Origin of the sequence: Acinetobacter sp. UBA3461 (assembly GCF_002381195.1) — a bacterium.
Taxonomy (GTDB): Bacteria; Pseudomonadota; Gammaproteobacteria; order Pseudomonadales; family Moraxellaceae; genus Acinetobacter; species Acinetobacter schindleri.
Genome location: NZ_DFRO01000024.1, coordinates 28,227 through 49,105, shown reverse-complemented (window position 1 = coordinate 49,105; position 20,879 = coordinate 28,227). Strand labels below are relative to the sequence as shown.

The following is a 20,879-nucleotide window of genomic DNA, read 5'->3' as shown; positions in this document are numbered from 1 at the left end:
CAAATATTCTTATCTAAATGAAATAGTTTTAATCATATAAATCCTCATAATTTCAATCCAGATTTCTTGTAGAAAAATAGCCATAAAAAAACAGCCCGAAGGCTGCCTTTTCTTAGATGATTGTTATGGTTTAACCACCACCATCACCTGAATTGCTTCTGGGGTTACAGACAGACCATCCAGTAAGCTTAAACCTTCTTTCTGCAGTTTTTGCAGACGAGAAATTTCATCTTCACGGATGCTTGGGTTGAACTGTTTCAGGTAAGTCAGACGGTCAATTTCATATTGCCATTTGCTGCCATATACTTCCTTCGCCTGTTGCTTGAATTGCGGCAAAGCAGCTCGAGCCAGTTCCAGTGCCTGTTGATAACGTGCTTCAATTACTTCACGACGCGCTTTCACGACCTGACGGCAGCTATTGCCATCCAGATGATGTAAATATGGTTTCAGAATTTCTGGCGCAATTTTTTGCGACAGATCCTGACCTTTTTCACTGAGCAATACACGAACTAATTGTTGTGGCAAGCTTGATGGCAAGTTCAATGCTTTCGGTGCCACGACATCCACTTTAAACCAGACTTCAAGCAATACTGAACCTTGTGGCAATGCAGCAGACTTCAACACCGCAACATTGGTACTACCAAATCCTTGTGTATTGATCATTTCCATCACACTTTCAGTGAATGGATGTTCAAGCGTCAAGTATTGAGCATCTTCACGGATTTGTGCCTGATCACGATAGAAAGTTGCAGTCATGCCCTCTTCATCCAGAGTCAGACCTTGCACCTGCATTTGATCGGTTGGCTTGATAATCACCGTACCATTACTTTGCTCATCAAAATCAATGTTGGTCGATGCCATAAAGCGCTTCATGAACATTGGCAAAGTCGTATTATCGTCATAGTCTTCAAGCGCAGTGACGATTTCCTGTGCCACCATTGGACGGCAAGAGTTGTATTCCAACAGACGGTCACGGCCTTCTTGCAGTTCTGCTTCCAGCGCCTGACGTTGTACGGTCACTTCTTCTAGCAGGTCTTCAAAAGCCTGACCTTTATCAGCAAGTAAACAGTCTTTTAATTCAATAATGAAGTTTTCTTGCAATGTTTGCGCAGTTGGCGAAATATTGCTGAAAATATTCAGTGCTTCGTTATACCAGCGGAACATACGCTCTTGTGCAGTACCGACCAGATAAGGTACATGGATCTGGATACGATTTTCCTGACCGATACGATCCAGACGACCGATACGCTGCTCAAGCACATCTGGATTTGCTGGCAAGTCAAATAGGATCAGGTCAGAAGCAAACTGGAAGTTACGGCCTTCAGAACCAATTTCTGAACACAGTAAAATCTGCGCACCATAAGACTCTTCAGCGAAATAAGCTGCTGCCTGGTCACGTTCCAGCAGGCTCATGCCTTCATGGAACATCGCAGTACGGATACCAGCATGAAGACGTAGCACATTTTCCAGTGCTTCTACTACTGGACCACTACGCGCAATCAAAAGCACTTTTTTGTGTTTGAGATCAGCGCGGAGTTTTTCCATCAACCACATTACACGTGGGTCTGATTCCATCCAGGAACCATCAAGCTGTGATTCTTCTGGCCACATTTGCTCACGTAACTTGCCATCTTTAGACCAGTTTTCAGGTGCTGGTAATGGTGCTGGCTGGCAGTCCCGCCCCGGGAAGCCCTGAATGGCTTCACGGGTATTACGGAACAGGATACGACCTGTTCCATGGCGGTCTAGCAGTTCGTGAATCGCACGGAAACGTTGCTCAGGGTTATCTTCAATACGATGACCAAGCAGACCTTCAAGTGCTGCCAGATGCCCTTCTTCAAGTGGCATATCTGACATTAGCACTTCAGCAATTTTTGCAGTCTGCTGATATTGTGCTTCTTCATCCAGGAAACGGTCTAATGAACTGAAACGTTGTGGATCCAGCAAACGTAAACGCGCAAAGTGCGATTCCACACCCAGCTGTTCAGGTGTTGCCGTTAACAATAATACGCCTGGTGTTTTTTCAGATAGTTCTTCAACCAGATCGTAACGGTCGTTACCACCCTCTTCTTCACTCCACATCAAATGATGGGCTTCATCGACAACAAGAAGATCGAAACCAGCTTCAAGCGCCTGCTCACGCAGGTCTTCGTGATCAATCATTAGGTCAATAGAAGCAATAATGCGCTGTTCAGTCAGGAACGGATTTAGATCAGGATCGTGTTCTTTGATCGATGCAGTACGGGTTAAATCAAATAGTGAGAATTCCAGATTGAAACGACGGCGCATTTCAATCATCCACTGATATTGCAGTGAATCTGGTACCAGAATCAGAATACGTTCAGAACGGCCAGTTTTTAACTGTTGGTGAATGATCAAACCGGCTTCAATGGTTTTACCCAGACCTACTTCATCCGCCAGCAATACACGCGGTGCAAAACGTTTACCGACTTCGTGTGCGATATACAGCTGATGCGGAATCAAGCCTACACGTGAGCCAACCAGACCACGTAACGGGCTGCTTTGCATATTGGCTTGCATGAGCATAGCTTCAATACGCAGATCATACCATTCTTTATAATCAATTTGGCTAGCCAGCAAACGGTCTAATGGCTTAGACAGTTGAATGGTTGCACCAATACGGGTTTCATTCAGAGCTTTACGTTCCTCAGTACCATCAGTTAAAGTACGTACAACCTGATAGCGCACCACGCCGTTGCGATCTTCAAAAGATTCAACTGTCCAGGTATTGCCTTCCTGGTCTTGCAGTTCATCATTTACATTAAAAATGATACGAGACAAAGGCGCATTGCTACGTGCATAGACACGGGTTTCGTCGCTTTTCGGGAATAAAATACTGACCGATCGCTCATCAACATCAATGAGAACCCCCAGACCGAGTTCTGTTTCAGTATCTGATAACCAACGTTGACCAATAGCAAACTGCTGCAATTTTTCCACCTTTATCTTAAATACAAGACTGTAAAGATTATGCTCAAAAATAACACATCATTTGAGCAAAATTTCACATCTTTAAGCAATATATTTTGACACAAAGCCCACCAAAAGTGGGCATCAATAACGACGATTAAACGAGTATTTCCTAGAATGGTGCCGGGCAATGAAACTCGACTTTTTCTGCATTTTTAGGATGAATAAAACTGAGCTGTTCTGCATGCAGGCACAGGCGTGGCATCAACTGTTGCTGTTGCACTGTAGCATATAAAGTATCGCCAATAATTGGATGACCGAGATACTGCATGTGTACACGGAGCTGATGTGAACGGCCGGTAATGGGTGTCAGTTTGACGCGAGTAACGGGCTGTCCCTGAATTTCAAAATGCTCGACTGCCTGCCAGTGGGTCAATGCGGGCTTATTATGATTTGGTTCAGCAACATGTAATGGTGGACGGCTTGGATCATAGATCACCGGTATATCGACAGTACCTTCACCGTCTAATGTTCCGGCTACAATAGCTTGATAGGTTTTATCGGTTTGGCGTTCCTGAAACTGGCGCGAAATAGATTTTTGTCCTTCACGGCTTAAGGCAAAGACCAGAATTCCTGAAGTGTCCCGATCGAGACGATGAATAAGCAGTGTTTTTGGTTCTAATTCTACTAATCTGTTAATCAGGCAATCTTGCAAATCTTCTGTTTTACCGGGTACCGTGAGTAAACCTGCCGGTTTATGAATGACCATAAAATCGTCATCACGATGAATCAGATGTTCGGTTAGAAAATTGCTCAAAGTTCAATCCCTGGCTGATCGCGCAAAACAAGGCGGCAATGATAGAAAGCTTGGCACAGAATTACAATGTCGTTTTCTGTAATTGCCGATGAAATTTCCGATTATATTAAGAAAATTACCCAATTCGTGATTATCTGCGTGTTGATTGCAGAACAAAACTCACCAGTTCTTCTAGTGAAGGATATTCATAAACATCTTCATAACGGATATTTGCACCATTAGCGCGCCACACACCAACCAGGCTTACCACAGCGATCGAGTCTAGTCCGTATTGTCTTAAATCTACATGTGGATCAATATTTAGTGCATCCATATCCAGCTGTTCAGCTACTGCTAACATAATACCTTTGCTCGACAACACATATTCTGCTGGCGCACTCAGATTCCATAATCGGGTCAAGCTATAACTATTCATATGATGCAAGCCTTGTGCCGAAATATTATCAATCCACTGGATATGCTGTTCCTGATTTGGCAATAGGATCGCATCATCAATCACGCAAATTTGCTCAGTCACACTTTGTAAATGTGGCAGGATTTGTTTCAACATTGGGGTGATTGTGCCTGCAAAAATCAATTGTGGATGGGTTGAGGCATATTCACCAAGTTGCTGCATACCTTGAATAATATCATCACCGTACAGGTCAACAATGGGAATATCGAGTGCTTTGGCTTTATTGCTGATTTGAATCAGGTTGTGCATAAGCACACTGTCTTGAATGCCCTGTATCATGCGTAGATTTTGTAAGCCTACAAGAACTAAAACAGATTGTGCTGATGCCAATTGCCATTTGGCTTGAGATGGTGCGAGTTGGATTTTTTTAGGCATTGGGTACAGCATAGTAAACTCTTATAAATACAAAATGGCATGAGGATTCATGCTATTTTAGTCTAGTCTCAATTTGAAAAAATTTTGATTGTACAAACATTTATTGAACTAATTTCATATAACACCCTTATATTAAATAGACATAAATTTAGTAAATTATTCATGCTCCATCTTTAGAAAAACTTGCAGATTCTTTTTTAATTTGTAATCCTTGTCACTAAGGGTGTCTAGCTAAGCTAAGGCAGGTGTGTGTTGTAGTCGGGCCGCTACAATAATGATAAAGAGCGCCTGTATGTTGAATTTCAAGATTTTTAATAAAGTCTCTACAGAAGTATTGACGATAAAAAATGACCTCCAGCTTAATTCTGAGCAGCAATTAATTAATAAATATAGAACTTCTACTTCTGAAGATTATAGACAAGCTATTGTTTTGATCTTTAAAGAACGTGGTTACACTAGACTAGAAATAGGCCAAATATTCGAAAGGTAAATTTAAACTTTTTCTAAAATTAATATAATAAACTTGACATGAAATACGATTTTTATTTTATATAGAAAAGCCCCCTCATTACCGATTGGGCTTTTATTTGATATTTCACGTTCCACGCTTCATTTTGGAACAATTTATTGAATTGAGTTAATCAATTTCTATTTTGAATTAGCTTAGCTGCGCCAAAAACTTCTCAATCGCCACCTGTGCAATCTCCGCATCTTCAAATGACTTTACACCAGATACACCCATCGCACCCACCAACTGCCCTTGATACAGAATCGGCTCACCACCTTCCAACATACCCGAGAAGGTATCCATTGTCAGAAAGCCCATTTGGCCGCCTTTAATAATATCTTCAAAAAGCTTGGATGGACGGCGACTAATTGCAGAACAATGTGCTTTTTCCAGACATAAATTGGCGGTCATAGGTGAAGCACCATCCATACGCTTCATCGCCAGCAAATTACCCGTTTCATCTACGACTGCAATACTGACATTAAAGTTATTCTGAATCGCATATTGATGGGCTTGATCTAATAAAAATTCTGCATCGCTTAAAGTCAAATAATGTTTGGTTTGCATTTTGATCTCAAATTAACTGAAGCTTCCCTCTCCTTTTAGGAAAGGGTTAGGGAGAGGTGTGATTTTTATTTACAACGATGAATACCTTCTCCTGAGCGAATATTAAAAGCATTGCTTATAAAATGAAGCCCAAGAGAAGGTTAGGGAGGATTCTAAAAAAGCAAATTTACTCTTTCATTTCTGCAAAAGTTTCTTTAGCAGCCTGGATCGTGAATTCGATATCTTCATCGCTGTGTGCAGCAGAAATAAAGCCGGCTTCAAATGCAGAAGGTGCAAGGTTCACACCACGTTTCAACATACCGTGGAAGAATTTACGGAAAGCATCGACATCGCATTTCAACATTGAATCGAAGCTGGTGATATCTTCCTGATCGGTAAAGTATAGACCAAACATACCACCAACTTGTTGGGTCTTGAATGGAATACCAGCTTCATCCGCAGCTGCTTGTAAGCCAACCAGCAGTTTCTCAAGCTGCGCAGTTAATTTCTCATAGAAGCCCGGTTCACGCAGATGTTTAAACATCGCGATACCAGCACGCATTGCCAGTGGGTTACCTGATAAAGTACCTGCTTGATACACCTTACCAAGCGGTGCGATGCATTCCATCACTTCACGTTTGCCTCCGAATGCACCCACTGGCAAACCTGCACCGATGATTTTACCCAAAGTGGTTAAGTCAGGAGTTACGCCGTAATGTGCCTGAGCACCGCCAAGACCAACACGGAAACCTGTCATTACTTCATCAATAATGAAAACTGAACCATGCTCATCACAGACATCACGAATGGCTTGAAGAAACCCGTCAATCGGTTTCACCAGGTTCATGTTACCTGCCACAGGCTCAACAATCACACCCGCAATTTCAGAACCGAACTTGGCAAAGCATTCTTTTAAGGTAGCGATGTCATTATATGGAAGTGTTAAGGTATGTTTGGCAAAGTCCGCTGGTACGCCCGCAGAAGTCGCTTCGCCCTCGCCTTTGGTCAACAGGCCTGAACCTGCTTTTACAAGAAGTGAATCCGAGTGACCGTGGTAACAACCTTCAAACTTCACGATCTTGTCACGGCCAGTATAACCACGTGCCAGACGGATCGCAGTCATCGTTGCTTCAGTACCTGAGTTGGTCATACGAACCAGTTCAATTGATGGCATGATATCGCAAATGATATCCGCCAAAGTCGTTTCATGAACCGTCGGTGCACCAAAGCTTAAGCCATCTACCGCAGCATCCTGAACAGCTTTAATAATCGCTGGATGCGCATGACCCAGAATCATCGGGCCCCATGAACCAACATAGTCCACATAACGTTTACCATCAACATCGTATAGATAAGCACCTTGTGCCTTTTCGATAAAGACTGGCGTACCGCCTACGCCGTTAAAAGCACGTACAGGTGAGTTTACGCCACCTGGAATATGTTTATTGGCTTGTTTAAATAGTTGTTCTTGCTTTGGAGATAAACTCATGAGAATCACTCAACTCAAAAAAATAAGGTAAGAAATAAAAAATTAAGCTTGTTCAGCAAATAGTTCTGACCAGTCATACACACGTTGACCAACAGTAGACATTGAACGACCTAAAACATCGCTAATAACCGCACAAAGATCCGCACCTGCCTCAATCACCTCTTTCGAGTTTTCAACAGTTAAGCCACCAATTGCACAGATGGGTACATTTAATTTTTGCTTGGCCAGTTTTAAGGTTTCCAAGCCAATATTGCCCGCTTCAGGTTTGCTATCAGTGGCATAGATCGCGCCAAATGCCACATAATTTGCACCATCTGCAATGGCTTGCTCAGCCAGCTCAAGTGAGTTGTTGCAACTACGACCAATCAAAACATTTTTAGGTAAACGTTCAACAGCTTCCTGAATTGAGCCATCACCCTGCCCCAAATGCACACCTATGCCATATTTCACCGCAGTTTCTAAATCATCATTAATCACAAATGGAACTTTATATTGTTCACACATTTGTTTCATATATTCGATTTCATAAGCCTGATTTTCTTTCGCAACTTTTTTACGACGATACTGAAGCACTGCAACTTCATAAGTTGCCATCGCACCTTCAAGTTTCGCGAGAAGAAGTTCAATTGGATCATCATTGGTAATTAAATACAAACCGCGCATGACTGCCGCCATTCAAAATACATCAGCTATTATAGGCATAACCAGGAGCATGATGACACCATGCAAACTTATATAACGACATATTTTCAGTAAATAAATACAAGGAATGCAGTATCAAAATAACCAGTTCATTTAATGTGGAAAATTAATAATTTCAGGGATAATTCATATCTGCTATTTGACTTAAATAAATCACATAAAAATAATCATCAGTTATGAATCACTCATTTGATACCCTAATTCCTATATGCCCAACTTTTAGGGAAAATGGCAGAATGTCAGATTTTTTTACTTTCATATTGTTGGATTTTGGACATAAAAAAAGCCCGGAGAAGGTCACTCCAGGCATGGAAAACTGTGTAATTCTTTCGCTGTATCTTTTGGTAAAATATTACCTTTAGACAACGCCTTAATTATTAGAACATTAACTCTAAGCTTGCAAGCGTTTTCCTGTAATTTTGATGACCCATCAATACATTTTTTTATTTTTTAATCAATTCTAACTTGGAATCTTGTCCTGATCACGACTAATCAGGCTGATATTGCCACGCAATACATCAGCAAACATACGCCAATCCGAGACAAAACTATATAGTGGTTGCTTAAAGCTAGCAGGCTTGTTTTTCTCAAAAATAAAATGTCCGATCCAGGCACAGGCATAACCCGATGCCAGTCCATAAAGAAAATATTTAGGTTTACGCTGTATGATCGCCTTGCTAAAGAAATACAGCCCGATACTGCTCCCTGCTACATGCAGACGGCGACTCATAATATTGCGGTGTTCAGTCAGATAAAATCGATAAAATTCATGATAATCACGGATCGGCATTGGCTGGCTAACTGCTAGCGTCAAATCCGCTTTAGGTTCTACTTGTGCATTCATGGCATCATCCTGATATTTTTAATTTCACATTAGCGCATTATTTAAACATTTAAAAGTGCGATTTCATGCAGTGAGCTTTCTCAGCTATGTTTAATTTTCCTTGAATCTAGCATGCTTTCAACTGCTTAGGTATGAATAAATTCTTTCAATTTAAACAGGTTCATGATTTTTTTAGCCCGGTCAAGTCTTACTAAAAAAATGATTTTAGTTACAATCTTCGACTTAAAAATTAAAAACATGATTGCAGCGTATATGTGCTCACATCCACAGCATATACAAAGCACCATCAGCTCTGTCTATCACCTTTATAGACAGTACAAACAGGATATTTATCATGGTTGAAGTTGAACTTAAATTTCAGATTCCTGCAGCACGCCGCACTGCGCTGTTAAAGGCACTTGATCCGAAGAAGTCCGAACAGATTCAACTACAAGCCAAATACTATGACACCGAAGACCGTCTGCTTTCAAAAAGTGGCGTAGCCCTCCGTCAGCGTCTGGAAGGCACTCGTTGGGTACAAACCTTAAAAGCAGCCGGTAAAAGCCATATTGAACGTTTTGAACATAATCATGACTTGGGTGAACTGGAACGGGCACCTGAACTGGATCTGAATATTTATGCCGCTGCACCAGAAGCGCAACAAATTTTAAATAATGCACTGGGTGATCAGATCAGCCAGCTCAAGCTACAGTTTGAAACGGATATCACCCGTACCCTGCGCGTGATTGAATATGAAGGCACTGGAATTGAAGTTGCCCTCGATATCGGTGCGATCCGTACTCTAGATGCCGAACAGGAAGTCCATGAAGTCGAATTCGAACTAAAAAGTGGTTCAGTTGAACAATTGCTGGCATTTAGCTTTGAATGGGTTAAGAAATATCAGCTATGGCTCGATGTGCGCAGCAAAGCAGAAATCGGTAACCTGCTTGCAACTCAGCAAAAAGTCAGTCCGGCAACCCAGGTAAAAGAATTCCAGCTCAGCAAAAAAGATAGTGCAGCCAAAGCTTTATGTAGTCTGATTGCCCAGCAGATGCAGCATTTACTGCCCAATATCGCAGCGATCTCGGCACAGGTCGCAGAACAGGATCATATCGATCAGGCTCAGCAAGCGCTAGAGCATTTGTATCTAAGTGTTCTGTTATTTAAAAACTGGCATTCTGGCATTTCGGATAAATGGGCACATCAGCTGGAAGCTTTTAAGAAGCAGTTTGAACACTTGCAGCATTTACAGCATATGCAAAGCACATTAGCCGCCTTTTTACAGAATCCGACTACTGCAGAAAACCTGAGTAAAGATATTCTATATACTAAGGAAAAACTGGGTAATCTGGTGAAGTCGACACAGAATGTGCATCACTATCTGGAACTGCTGATCTTTAGCCTGAAAGAAGATGTCAAAAGCACACAGGATTTAAAAACCGTAGCACAGGCAACTTTGCAACAGCAATATAAAGCTTTACAAGAGCAGATGAACCAGACTGAAATCCATGATTTTGAACAACTGGATCTACTTGCGGTGCGTATTCAGGAACTGAAGTTCAGCTTTCCAATTCTGACCTCAATTTATGATGTGAAAAATCTACAGAAATACAGCAAGGCGCTGAATGATGCGCAGCTGGCAGCAGCTGAATACCAGACTCTAGCCTCCTCAGCAGTCTATATTCAGCAGACTGAGCTTGAAGCCAGTGACTGGTTTGTCTTGGGCTGGCTGACTGCAAAGCAGGAAGTTTATGCGCAAAAACTGCTAGAGGCCACAGAACAGTTTCTGATAAGCCGCAAGTTTTTAAAATAAAGTCGCTTTATCAAGTTTTATTGCAGTTGTAGAAAATCTATCCTAAAGCACTTCAGTCGCAGAGGTGCTTTTTTGTTGCATTTGCAGCTTATCTTTTCCAAACGCTTTGGGCTATATTCACTATTATAATTATTAGACGCCGTATCGAGGAGGAGCACCCGATGGCAGAAATCGAACTCAAATTTCAAGTCCCCTCCCACATGCACGCACAGCTGCAACAAGACTTCATCAGTTTAACGCTAGTGCGTAATCATCTCTGGGCTCGTTATTTTGATACGACTGAGTTACAGCTGCGCGAGCATGGCATTGCTTTACGGCAGCGCCTGGAAAATGAAATCTGGCTACAGACCCTTAAAGCTCCTGGGAAACAGCCTTTTGAACGTCTGGAGGTGGAATTTGAGTTAGGAAAAGAACAGCCTGAACAATGTGACCTTAAACACTATAAAAATTATCCTGAAGTCAGTGAACTGCTCAAAGAAGCATTAGGGTCACTAAAAATTCCTTTACATCTGCAATTTGAAACTGAAGTGCAACGTTCTATTCATGTAGAAAACTATAAAAACAGTGTGATTGAAATTGCTTTTGATCAAGGTGAAATCCGGCATGGTACAGAATTTATTGCCATTTATGAGCTGGAATTTGAACTCAAACAGGGACAGCTGAGTGAACTGATCGAATTTGTACAACCCTGGATCCAACGTTATGACTTATGGCTAGACAGCCGTAGCAAGTCAGATCGTGGCTATGCTTTGCTTGAAGGCAGCAGCATTACACCTGCTCAACATCAACTGCCGCTGGTATTAGGCAAGGATGATAACTTACATGGCATGTTGCAGAAAATTATTAGAAATACTTTGCAGCACCTACTTCCTAATGCAACGGCGCTATCTACTGAATATTATAATAGTGAACATATCCATCAAGCTCGGGTCGCTATCCGTCGTCTGCGCAGTGCCTTACGCTTTTTTAATGTCGATGAGCTAGAAATTCCTCCTATTTGGGTGGAGCAACTGACTGAACTTTTTCAGCAACTCGGTGCAGCACGTGATCGCGATGCCTTGGCAGAAAGCTTATTGCCACAACTTGAAGCTGCCGGATCACCGATTCTGAGCTTACCACCGGCAACAGAAGAAAATGTCCATGTAGAACAGTTATTCCGGGAACCAGAAACCAATTATCTGATACTGGACTTACTGCGTTATAGTGAGGCTGAACCTAAACAGGTCGCTACAGATATTCGTATGCTGTATAAGCGTCTAGGCAAATTACATCAGCAGATCTGTGCCGATGCTGAACAGTTTTGTGAGCTGGCAATTGAAGATCAGCATCGTACCCGTAAGCGGGTCAAGCGTTTACGCTATAACATCGAATTTCTGCAAAACCTGTTTCCAGCCAAACAGGTGAAAAATTATCTTAAAGCGTTAAAACCGCTACAGGAAAGCCTGGGTCAATATAATGACCTGCATGTTGCAGAAAGCCTATATCAACCTTATGTGAAACGAAAGCCTAAAGCATGGTTTGTGCTGGGCTGGTTACATGCGGAGCAACAGCGCCTGCAAAAGGAAATTCAGGCAGAGTTACAGCAATTTGCCCAGGTACAGCCTTTCTGGAAGAAATAGATCAGTAAATACTTAACGATATTTACCGTAAACTTTCCAGATATTGTTATCGGCAAGCGGATCGTTATAACTGTCACTGCGCTGTTTACGTGGCTTATCTCGTGCATCTACCAGTTCGAAATTCTGCTCTACGCTCAGAACAATACCATTCACATAGAATCGAGTCCGGGTATATTCACTTTGCCCATGCTGGAACACATAAGTGCGTAAATCGACAAATTCCCGATGTGCCACCAGCGCTGCTGTCTCATCACTGTCTAGCCAGCGTTGCATCGCCTGAATCTGTGCCGGCTCGAATTGACCGCATTTTTCTACCAGACTGGCAATGCCGCGAAAAGTTTTTGATTCTTTGGCGCGGGTTTTATTGATCCGGATACGATCGACATGAAAATAGAATAATGGCAGATTTAAATGGCTAGGCAGATGAACTGCATCCAGCACTTCATCTTCCATAAAAGGCTGAAACAGATCCTGCGCCCTTTCAATCAAACCCGTCCACTGACGATAATATTCTTCCACCTGCGACTTGCTGCCATAGTAAATTGGCAGCCCTTCGACATTGGCCAGATTGACCGGTGGCCAGATATTTTGACGTAATAAGGCAATGTCACTTTTTAGGCTTTGTACAGCAATTGCATCTTGCATGGGAATCACATTTTTATGCTTAGGCTATTTTTAGATTAAGGCAAAGGTTTAGTTTCTGCAAGGCTTTGCCTATAATAAGCCGATTAAGATTTTAGTGTCAGGAAAAATTCATGGTTCAAAAGATTGAGGCGACCGATGTAACCGAAGAAGAAGCGTTAAATGCTGCATTCTTTGAACGTGCTGATGAATTTATCAAGCAAGCCAATGAGTTTAGCCGCGTAGAAAAAGGCTCTCAGGACAATCCTGCAGAAAAGCGTGGTCAAGTCAGCGCTTCGATGCTGTTTGCAACTGCCCGTTTTAATACCTGGGTGGCAGCCAACAATTTCAAAGACGGCAATGAAATGCGTGATGCCAAAGATCAGGTGATGTCTTACATTCTTCAGCAGTTCCAGATGATGCTGGAAGACAATTATGATGAATACTGCGAGCAGTTCGAAAACTATTTGCGCTTCCGTCATAACGAAGAATTCCATGCTAACAAGCATAAACATGATCATGACCACGATCATTAATGCTCAGCCCTTCGGGGCTTTTTTTATACCTGGCATTTTTAGATCAACTTTTTGCATTGACGCCCGTATTATTTTACTTCTATATAGCAATAAGAATAATTCCAATAACAACAAGGAAAGTCATGCAGCTTAGCTTCCCCATCATCGACCCACATATCCATCAGTGGGATCCCTATCACACCCCTCATGCGGCAGCACTGGCAGTCAAACTGTTTGGTAAGCATCCTCGCCTGCTGGACCGTATGGTGCGCCTCCTGAATCCCAAACCAATTATTGAAACGATAGGCCTGACTGAACACATTACCGCACCTTATTTACCTGCCCATTATAAACAGGATATTGGTCGTTATCAGGTTGAACAGGTGGTACATATTGAAGCTGGCTGGCATGAATACAAAGGCACAGGTGTCGTGAATGAAACCCGATTTGTAGCCGGTCTGCCTTTTCAGGCACACGATCTGGCATTAGGTGCAATTGTGGCTACGGCGGATCCACGCAGGAAAGACTTTAAAAAATTACTGCAACTCCATCAGGAAGTTTCGCCCAAGTTTCGTGGGATCCGTAAAATGGCTTCCGTGCATCCGGATAAAGGCGTGCATGCCTGGGCTGATGAACCCCATTTGTACCTTAATAAAAAATTCCTGAAAGGGTTTGAACATCTGGCCAAAGCCGGGCTGAGTTTTGATGCCTGGGTCTATTCCACCCAGATTTCTGATGTGATTCATCTTGCCAAGACTTTCCCTGAAACACCGATTGTTCTGGATCATCTCGGCACGCCTGTTGGACTATTTGGCACAGTGGGTAAAGGTACCGGAAAAACTGCACAGGAAAGGCAACGGATTCTAGAAAACTGGCAAACAGATCTGGCCAAACTGGCAGAATGTCCGAATGTCATGACCAAAATCTCTGCGCTATTTATGCCAGTGCTGGGTCATCATTTTCATCAGCAGCGACAATTAGCTTCCAAAGCACAGCTGATTGAACTTGCAACACCTCTAATTCAGCATGCCCTAAAATGCTTTGGAAGGGATCGTGCCATATTTGCCTCCAATTTTCCGATGGATCGGGTCAGTGCAAATCTAGTTGATATCATTGATGCCTTTAGCGATATCGTACATAGCTATGATGAAAATGCTTTAAAATCTGTTTTTCATGACAATGCCAAAGGTTTTTACCGGCTTTAAAGGTTGAGAAAATGGCCAGAAATTATGGAATGTCTATTACTTTTCACCTTATGGAAGATATTTACTATTAAAGAATAAATATTTCCCTTCCTTATAAAAAACCTCCTGCATTGAGGAGGTTTTTTAGTCAGTTATCTATCAGAATTAGACAGATTTAACGTTTCGTAAGCGTGGTCTGATTTACTGGCTGCCCATATTGATCCGACATCACTTCTACCAGCTGATCGGTATTCAGATACTTCTGAATCACTGCATCGATATCTGCTTTGGTTAAGGCTGCCACCGCGCGGTCACGTTTCTGACGATAATTCAGGTCACGGTTCCGTTCCAGCTGAGGCACCAGCATGCTATGAATACGGCGATCATCTTCCAGTGCTGTGACACGTTTTTTCAGAATACTGGCTTTTGCAGCTTCGACTTCTTGTGCAGTGACACCTTTGCTACGTAGCTCAGCAATCACCTTACGTATTGAATCCGATACTTGGCCAGAGCGTCCTGCGGTATAGTTTGCGCCAAAGGCCAAGGCACCGGCATTGTCCCATTCAGCGAAATCTACATTGGCACTAAAGCCATAGACCAGGGCATTCTTTTCACGTAATTCCTGTGCCAGACGAGAAGACAGTTGTGAATCACCCAAAATGTGTCTTAATACCAGTAATGCAGGTACATCTGGATGATCTGAACCCACCGGAATTGAAATGGCGGCGACATAGCTGCCAAACTCGCGCTGTTCCGATAATGCATGTACCCTTTCAGCAGTACGCGCGACATATTCAGACTTGAGGCGAGTATAAGGCTCATTGCTCTTCCAGCCCTCAAATTCCTGCTTGATCAGCGTCTGCATCGCTTGAGGTTTAAATTCACCAGTGACCGCAACGCGGGCATGATGGGTTTTAAAGAAACGTTGATACAGTTGCTGAACTTGTTCACGCGTCGCTGCGTTGATCTGCTGTTTAGCCAAGTCAGGTTCAAAGTGATAACGTAAATCTCCCGGCTCATAACGCTCAAGCAGACGCGCAAAAGTCAGACTGGTCACTGTATCCGGTTCTGTATAAGGACGGTCTAAGCTGGACAAAGACTGAGACTTGATCAGGTCAAACTGGCTCTGCTCAAAAGTCGGATTTTTCAATACATTTAGAATGTATTTAAAATATTCTTCAAAATATTCTTTCTTGGCTGAAATCGAAATATTCAGGCCATTGCCTGATGCACTGACATTGGCCGAGCCACTCACTTCAATGGTCTTATCTGAAATCTGTTGCAGGCTCTGAGTCTCAGAAGCCCGCATGATCAAGTAAGCCATCAGATCCAGCAATTCTCCTTTATGCTTGAGTGTTTCAGCTGTACCAAAATCAAGGGCAATCGTCGAATAGACTTTGTCATCGCGAGTCTGGGTTGGGAACAAAGCATACTGAATGCCATTTTGCAGTTTGCCACGCTGGATCTGCTTTTCTTTGCTGGTCAGTAGCTTTTTAGACTCCTTCACATACTGCTTTACTTCAGCTTGGTAAACCGAAACATCTTTTAAAGGTTCTTCAGTGACAGGCTGTTGATCCAGGGTTGGTTTAGCTGCTGCAAACTGCTCTTGCTGTTTGGCTTTTTTCTGATCTTCAGGCGTAGGTACAATATTGCCCTGAATGCGGTATTGCGCCTTAAAAAAATCTTTATAGATAGCGTTAGCATCTGCCACAGTCAGGTTTTGAATTGCATCCAGATCCTTAAAATATTTGCTCCAGTCTCCATTCGAAGATGCAATATAATCACTCAGGCGTAAACCTAGTGCTGCTGCATTATTTTTAATGTTCTCAGCGGCATTGCGGCTCATATTTTTAACCCGGTTCAGCTCAGTTTCATTAAAACCTTTACCCTGCTCGACACCATTCTGCAACGCCTGTTCGACCTTTTTCGCATCATGATTTGGCGCATAGACTGCCCCCATGAAGACCATATTGAAGTCCTTATCTAGCCAGGTAGCAGACTGTACAGCTGTCGCTGTTCCCTGCTCGACAACCCCCTGATACAGATGCCCGCTCGGCTGCAAGGTGTATAGCGTTGGTGTTACCGATAATGCGTTCTGCTTAGCTACTTCTGAACGGTTCAGATAGATATTGAATTTGGCAAAATCACTGCCTTTGGCCACAGTAAACTCACGCTGTTTAATCTTTTCAGGACTTAACTCTGGTACTTTCGGCTGTTCTGGTACAGAACGTGCCTTGATTGGACTAAAATGCTGATCAATATATTTCAGTACCTGTTTCTTGTCGAACTTGCCTGAAATTACCATATAGGCATTATTTGGTGCATACCAGGTCCGGTAGAATTGATTCAATTCCTGCATATTGATCGATTGCAGCTCATTTAAATCGCCAATTGGCAGACGACCGAGATGCTGGTTGCCATAAGCCGATTTAAAGATTTGATCCATCAATACTGAAAATGGCTGATCCAGACGGATTTCACGTTCACGTTTAACAATATCAATTTCAGTTGGTACATATTTTTCTTGTAGTACCAGCTTATCCATCCGTTCTGCTTCAAGCTGAATTACCGCAGCCAGTGCAGTGCTTTCAGGGCGAACCAGATTGGTATATTTGGTAGAATAATAATCCGTACTGGCATTCGATGAGAGTGTGTACTGGTCCAGACGACGCTGAAATTCATCGCCTTTAATATTTTCAGTCCCTTTAAAGGCTAAATGTTCTAATAGATGTGCCAGACCACCCTTCCCCTGCGGATCGTTCAATGAACCGGTGAAATAGACCGTATTCATAAAAGTCTTATTTTCTTTGTCATTTGGTGCAAGGACAATTCTTAAACCATTATCCAGTTTATATTCTTCAATATTTTGTTCTGTTTTTACCAATACCGGTTGAGCAAAACTGAGCGTCGCTGCGCCCATTAAAAACATGGAAAGTGTTAATTTTTTAAAACGTAGTGACATTCTGGATCCAGCAAATTTAAACATGAACTTTTTATTCAGTGAACATCATAGAGAATGACTCTCTTGTTGTGAGTTGTATTTTTATAAAAGCTGCTGTTCACAACAGCTTTTAGATATTCTATCTGATTAAAGCAGAATTTCAGCTTTCATATACAGCTTGCCGTAACCTGAAATTTCAATCCGGTCATTATCCTGCATCTCGCAATACAGCACACCCCCCCGGCTTGAGCCCTGATAAGCAACCAGCTGCTGTTTTCCGAGTTTTTCTGCCCAGATCGGCACGATTCCGGTATGAATTGAACCGGTCACCGGATCTTCATTAATACCATTACTTGGCGCAAAGTAACGCGATACACAGTCATACTGTTCTGCACCCGCCATTAAGGCGACATCCAGCAATGCGCCAGTCGCAGTAATCGCGGTACGGCGATCATTGACCTGTTTTAGTAATTCAAAATCCGGAGTCTCATCCAGCACATCCTGTACCGACTCATATTCGATAATATAGGCCTGTTCATTTAAATAGACATTTTTAAAAGATTTGGTCAAAGCTCCACGCAACATAGCAGGATATTCATCGACCAAAACTGCCCGACGGATCGGGAAGTTCATACGGATTTTGCCATCTTGATCTTGGCTAACTGTAAAAATACCGAGATTTTTTACATGAAATCGAATGGTTTTATGCGAGGTATAATCCAGAAATAATACAAAGCTGCTGGCCAGGGTCGCATGCCCACAGAAATCAACTTCTTTCGTTGGCGTAAACCAGCGAATTTCATAGTTTTCTGCATCAATGGTCTTCACAAAGGCAGTTTCAGATAAATTATTTTCCAGCGCAATGTTTTGCATCAGGCTCTCATCCAGCCACTCATCCTGCACAATCACCGCAGCGGGATTGCCCTTGAACAGCTCCGTAGTGAACGCATCCACTTGATACATTTTCATTGCTTAAACTCCTTTTGTTTAGCGCTTTAGTTTAAAAGCTTTTTTCGCCAAAAAAATTTATATATGTTAATAAGCCAATAAGTGCATAATTTTTAGCACGTACATTTGTTTATTTTAAGGTTTGCAATGTCTAATCCCCATCTGAAAGCTGTACCCTTGGAAAAATCCTATCGTTTGCTCAATCATGGTCCAACGGTGCTGGTTTCTGCCCAGGATCAGGAAAATACAGATGTTATGGCCGCAGCCTGGGCTTGTGCACTAGAATTCCAGCCAGCCAAAGTCACTGTAGTTTTAGATAAAAGTACCAAAACCCGCAAAATTATTGAAAATTCTGGTTACTTTGCTTTGCAAGTTCCCACGCTTAAACAGCTGAACATGGTGCAAGCTGTTGGAACGATCAGCATGCATGATCAACCCGATAAGTTAGAACAATGTGGTGTGGAACTGTTTCAGTTTGATCAGTCAGACATTCCGGCTGTAAGTGGTTGTGCAGCCTGGCTGCTGTGTGAACTGATTCCTGAACCCCATAATCAGCAAACTCATGACCTGTTTATTGGCAAGGTCATTGCGGCTTATGCTGACGAGCGCGTGTTCCGTGATGGACACTGGTATTATCAGGACGTGGAGCGTGAATGGCGCAGTATTCACCATATTGCAGGCGGTCATTTTTATAGCATTGGTGATCCTGTTTCAGCGGATGATATAGACTGATCACCCAACCTATACACTCTTAAAATCAGATACATGAATCATCAACAAACATTGACCCAGCATCTGCATATGCCGGGTAATTATGCTAATTTACTAAATAACTTCGAACGGTTTAACTGAAATGATGCCTTTCAAAATTCACTGTATAGACGTCAAAAATAACTTACAGAATTATATCTGGCTGCTGGAACATACAGACTCCAAACAAGTCGTGGCTGTTGATCCCACAGAAGCCGGACTGGTACAGGAATATTGCCAACAGCATGGGCTTGAACTGGCACAAATCTGGTTAACCCACTGGCATAAAGACCATATTGGCGGTGTACCCGAACTGATTCAGGATAAAAACATTCCGATATATGGTCCTCGTGAGGAATTGAGTAAAATCCCATTCATCAGCCATCCTCTGGATCATGATGATGAATTCGATTTTCATGGTATCGAGGTCAGTATCATCAGTGTACCGGGACACACTTTAGGCCACATTGTCTACTTTATTGATGCTCTAGATGTGCTGTTCTGCGGTGATACCCTGTTTGCGATGGGCTGTGGCCGGGTGTTTGAAGGTACTTTTGAACAGATGTACCACTCTCTATCCCGTCTGGCTGCATTACCCCCGCGCACCAAGGTGTACTGTACACATGAATATACACTTTCCAATGCCCAGTTTGCACTGCATGCAGAACCAGATAATCTGGAAATTCAGGAGCGCCATGAACAGGTCGAACGTCTGAGAATGCTAGGCCAATGCACCTTACCCAGCACGATTGAAATTGAACTTAAAACCAATCCTTTCTTGCGTGCAGACAGCGTTGAAGAATTTGCCCGTTTAAGAACCTTGAAAGACAATTTCTAATTAGGGTTTTAGAGAATCTGATTGCTTTGCGCGTAGGCATCCAGCTCTGCTTGGGTCACAACGCGTAAAGCATGCATTTCATCCACCCGAACCAGTAATAAACCGCCCAGTGCTGGCTGATAACGTCTTGCGCTCCCGAATGGCGTATATGCCACTTGAGACTGTACGGTAAATTCAATCCAGTCCTCATGTCCCAACATGACAGCAACCGGTGTCTGATCCTCTTGCTGCATACGTTCAATACAATCCTTTACATACTGTTCAATATTTACTTGTGTCATATTCAGACTCACTATTTTTTGCAAGTATAAATTATTCTACACATTGATCGAGGACCACTTATTGCAAAAAATGGTCAATCAGATGATTGCTGCAATCTTTACCCAAATTGAAATGAATAACAATTCGATTAGTTATAGACTCCCCCTAGCTGCAACATACTCAAAACTTTATTATGCTTAAATTTTAGTCAATCAGAGTGCGATTTCTAATATTTAGTTACAACATCCGAAAGCATTCATAAATCATAAATTTAGCTATTTATTAGTGAAAGTTCATCCAATTATTTGTCTATAAAAAAAGCATTTTCAGGAAATTTAAAGAATTTTTAAAATTTTCCCCTTTAAAAATTTTTTATTCACCCTAATTTATTAAGGAACAGTGATGAAGGAGTTATCTCGTGAAAAAAGTGGTGAAAGCAAAAAATCTTCTGGCATTCCGTCTATGGCTTGAAAAATTGGGGTATTCCGTACGTACCTTGGCAGACAACCGTGGTTTTACATTTAGTTTTAAAAAAGAATATGGTCTGGTGACTTGTGATCTCTCTGGTAATACCCTTGCGATGCAATTGGGTGAAGAATTCGAAGACCATTTGAAAGCTTAATTTGCGTCACTTTTAACGCGAAAGATCAATTCAAACATCTTAAGTTAACGCCAAGCTAGCCCATTTCGATGGGCTTTTTTATAGCTATAAAATTTCAGGCAAAAAAAAACAAGGCATCAACC

19 protein-coding genes are annotated in these 20,879 nt (G+C 42.3%); 8 read left to right on the top strand and 11 right to left on the bottom strand.

Features of this window, described 5'->3' with window-relative positions:
- Positions 1–123 precede the first annotated feature (123 nt).
- The 3 genes from rapA to B3D47_RS05430 all read right to left on the bottom strand — a co-directional run bounded on the left by rapA (position 124) and on the right by B3D47_RS05430 (position 4,589).
- Entirely contained in the window at positions 124–2,961 is a 2,838-nt protein-coding gene (gene rapA / locus B3D47_RS05440) for an RNA polymerase-associated protein RapA (RefSeq protein ID WP_286860412.1), read from the bottom strand.
- A gap of 142 nt (positions 2,962–3,103) precedes the next feature.
- Positions 3,104–3,748, bottom strand: a complete 645-nt coding sequence (locus tag B3D47_RS05435) for an RluA family pseudouridine synthase (RefSeq protein ID WP_008304726.1) — start codon at positions 3,746–3,748, stop codon at positions 3,104–3,106.
- Positions 3,749–3,878: 130 nt separating this feature from the next.
- Positions 3,879–4,589 (bottom strand): phosphopantetheine-binding protein, encoded by a 711-nt coding sequence (locus B3D47_RS05430; protein WP_286860409.1) that lies wholly within the window; start codon positions 4,587–4,589, stop codon positions 3,879–3,881.
- Positions 4,590–4,869: 280 nt separating this feature from the next.
- Here B3D47_RS05430 and B3D47_RS05425 point away from each other — a divergent pair, with 280 nt between their 5' ends.
- Positions 4,870–5,067, top strand: a complete 198-nt coding sequence (locus B3D47_RS05425; RefSeq protein WP_004812396.1) for a hypothetical protein — start codon at positions 4,870–4,872, stop codon at positions 5,065–5,067.
- 168 nt (positions 5,068–5,235) lie between these two features.
- Here B3D47_RS05425 and B3D47_RS05420 read toward each other — a convergent pair whose 3' ends face one another.
- The 4 genes from B3D47_RS05420 to B3D47_RS05405 all read right to left on the bottom strand — a co-directional run bounded on the left by B3D47_RS05420 (position 5,236) and on the right by B3D47_RS05405 (position 8,666).
- The gene (locus B3D47_RS05420; RefSeq protein WP_262478915.1) at positions 5,236–5,652 is read right to left on the bottom strand and encodes a GlcG/HbpS family heme-binding protein; all 417 of its coding nucleotides are present in this window, start codon (positions 5,650–5,652) and stop codon (positions 5,236–5,238) included.
- Between the two features lie 166 nt (positions 5,653–5,818).
- The gene (hemL, locus tag B3D47_RS05415) at positions 5,819–7,120 is read right to left on the bottom strand and encodes a glutamate-1-semialdehyde 2,1-aminomutase (protein ID WP_163166489.1); all 1,302 of its coding nucleotides are present in this window, start codon (positions 7,118–7,120) and stop codon (positions 5,819–5,821) included.
- 42 nt (positions 7,121–7,162) lie between these two features.
- A complete protein-coding gene (gene thiE, locus B3D47_RS05410; RefSeq protein ID WP_163167760.1) occupies positions 7,163–7,783 on the bottom strand; it encodes a thiamine phosphate synthase in 621 nt (206 codons plus the stop codon).
- A gap of 499 nt (positions 7,784–8,282) precedes the next feature.
- Positions 8,283–8,666: a DUF962 domain-containing protein gene (locus tag B3D47_RS05405; RefSeq protein ID WP_180184250.1), complete on the bottom strand. Its 384-nt coding sequence runs from the start codon at positions 8,664–8,666 to the stop codon at positions 8,283–8,285.
- A gap of 334 nt (positions 8,667–9,000) precedes the next feature.
- On the opposite strand from B3D47_RS05405, the gene B3D47_RS05400 reads away from it, so the two are divergent.
- Both B3D47_RS05400 and B3D47_RS05395 read left to right on the top strand, forming a co-directional pair.
- Positions 9,001–10,458 carry a CYTH domain-containing protein gene (locus B3D47_RS05400; protein ID WP_008304741.1) on the top strand — a complete coding sequence of 486 codons (1,458 nt, stop codon included), beginning with the start codon at positions 9,001–9,003 and terminating at the stop codon, positions 10,456–10,458.
- A gap of 161 nt (positions 10,459–10,619) precedes the next feature.
- Positions 10,620–12,077, top strand: coding sequence for a CYTH and CHAD domain-containing protein (locus B3D47_RS05395; RefSeq protein ID WP_004894233.1), 1,458 nt, complete (start codon positions 10,620–10,622; stop codon positions 12,075–12,077).
- A gap of 12 nt (positions 12,078–12,089) precedes the next feature.
- Here the strand turns inward: B3D47_RS05395 and B3D47_RS05390 are convergent, their stop codons facing one another.
- Positions 12,090–12,722 carry a hypothetical protein gene (locus tag B3D47_RS05390; RefSeq protein WP_103800073.1) on the bottom strand — a complete coding sequence of 211 codons (633 nt, stop codon included), beginning with the start codon at positions 12,720–12,722 and terminating at the stop codon, positions 12,090–12,092.
- A gap of 110 nt (positions 12,723–12,832) precedes the next feature.
- Here B3D47_RS05390 and B3D47_RS05385 point away from each other — a divergent pair, with 110 nt between their 5' ends.
- On the top strand, positions 12,833–13,234 hold the full coding sequence (locus B3D47_RS05385; protein ID WP_004812380.1) for a DUF3144 domain-containing protein: 402 nt from the start codon (positions 12,833–12,835) through the stop codon (positions 13,232–13,234).
- 122 nt (positions 13,235–13,356) lie between these two features.
- Entirely contained in the window at positions 13,357–14,418 is a 1,062-nt protein-coding gene (locus tag B3D47_RS05380; RefSeq protein ID WP_286860402.1) for an amidohydrolase family protein, read from the top strand.
- A gap of 154 nt (positions 14,419–14,572) precedes the next feature.
- Here the strand turns inward: B3D47_RS05380 and B3D47_RS05375 are convergent, their stop codons facing one another.
- The gene (locus B3D47_RS05375) at positions 14,573–17,359 is read right to left on the bottom strand and encodes a M16 family metallopeptidase (protein WP_286860399.1); all 2,787 of its coding nucleotides are present in this window, start codon (positions 17,357–17,359) and stop codon (positions 14,573–14,575) included.
- Between the two features lie 126 nt (positions 17,360–17,485).
- The gene (locus B3D47_RS05370) at positions 17,486–18,307 is read right to left on the bottom strand and encodes a PhzF family phenazine biosynthesis protein (RefSeq protein WP_004894224.1); all 822 of its coding nucleotides are present in this window, start codon (positions 18,305–18,307) and stop codon (positions 17,486–17,488) included.
- Positions 18,308–18,433: 126 nt separating this feature from the next.
- Between B3D47_RS05370 and B3D47_RS05365 the strand changes: the two genes are divergently transcribed.
- Both B3D47_RS05365 and gloB read left to right on the top strand, forming a co-directional pair.
- On the top strand, positions 18,434–19,018 hold the full coding sequence (locus B3D47_RS05365) for a flavin reductase family protein (protein WP_248603624.1): 585 nt from the start codon (positions 18,434–18,436) through the stop codon (positions 19,016–19,018).
- A 121-nt stretch (positions 19,019–19,139) separates the two neighbouring features.
- Positions 19,140–19,874, top strand: a complete 735-nt coding sequence (gloB, locus tag B3D47_RS05360) for a hydroxyacylglutathione hydrolase (RefSeq protein WP_286860395.1) — start codon at positions 19,140–19,142, stop codon at positions 19,872–19,874.
- An 8-nt stretch (positions 19,875–19,882) separates the two neighbouring features.
- Here the strand turns inward: gloB and B3D47_RS05355 are convergent, their stop codons facing one another.
- Entirely contained in the window at positions 19,883–20,155 is a 273-nt protein-coding gene (locus B3D47_RS05355; protein ID WP_048882074.1) for a hypothetical protein, read from the bottom strand.
- 398 nt (positions 20,156–20,553) lie between these two features.
- Between B3D47_RS05355 and B3D47_RS05350 the strand changes: the two genes are divergently transcribed.
- Positions 20,554–20,757: a hypothetical protein gene (locus B3D47_RS05350; protein ID WP_004812366.1), complete on the top strand. Its 204-nt coding sequence runs from the start codon at positions 20,554–20,556 to the stop codon at positions 20,755–20,757.
- Positions 20,758–20,879 lie beyond the last annotated feature (122 nt).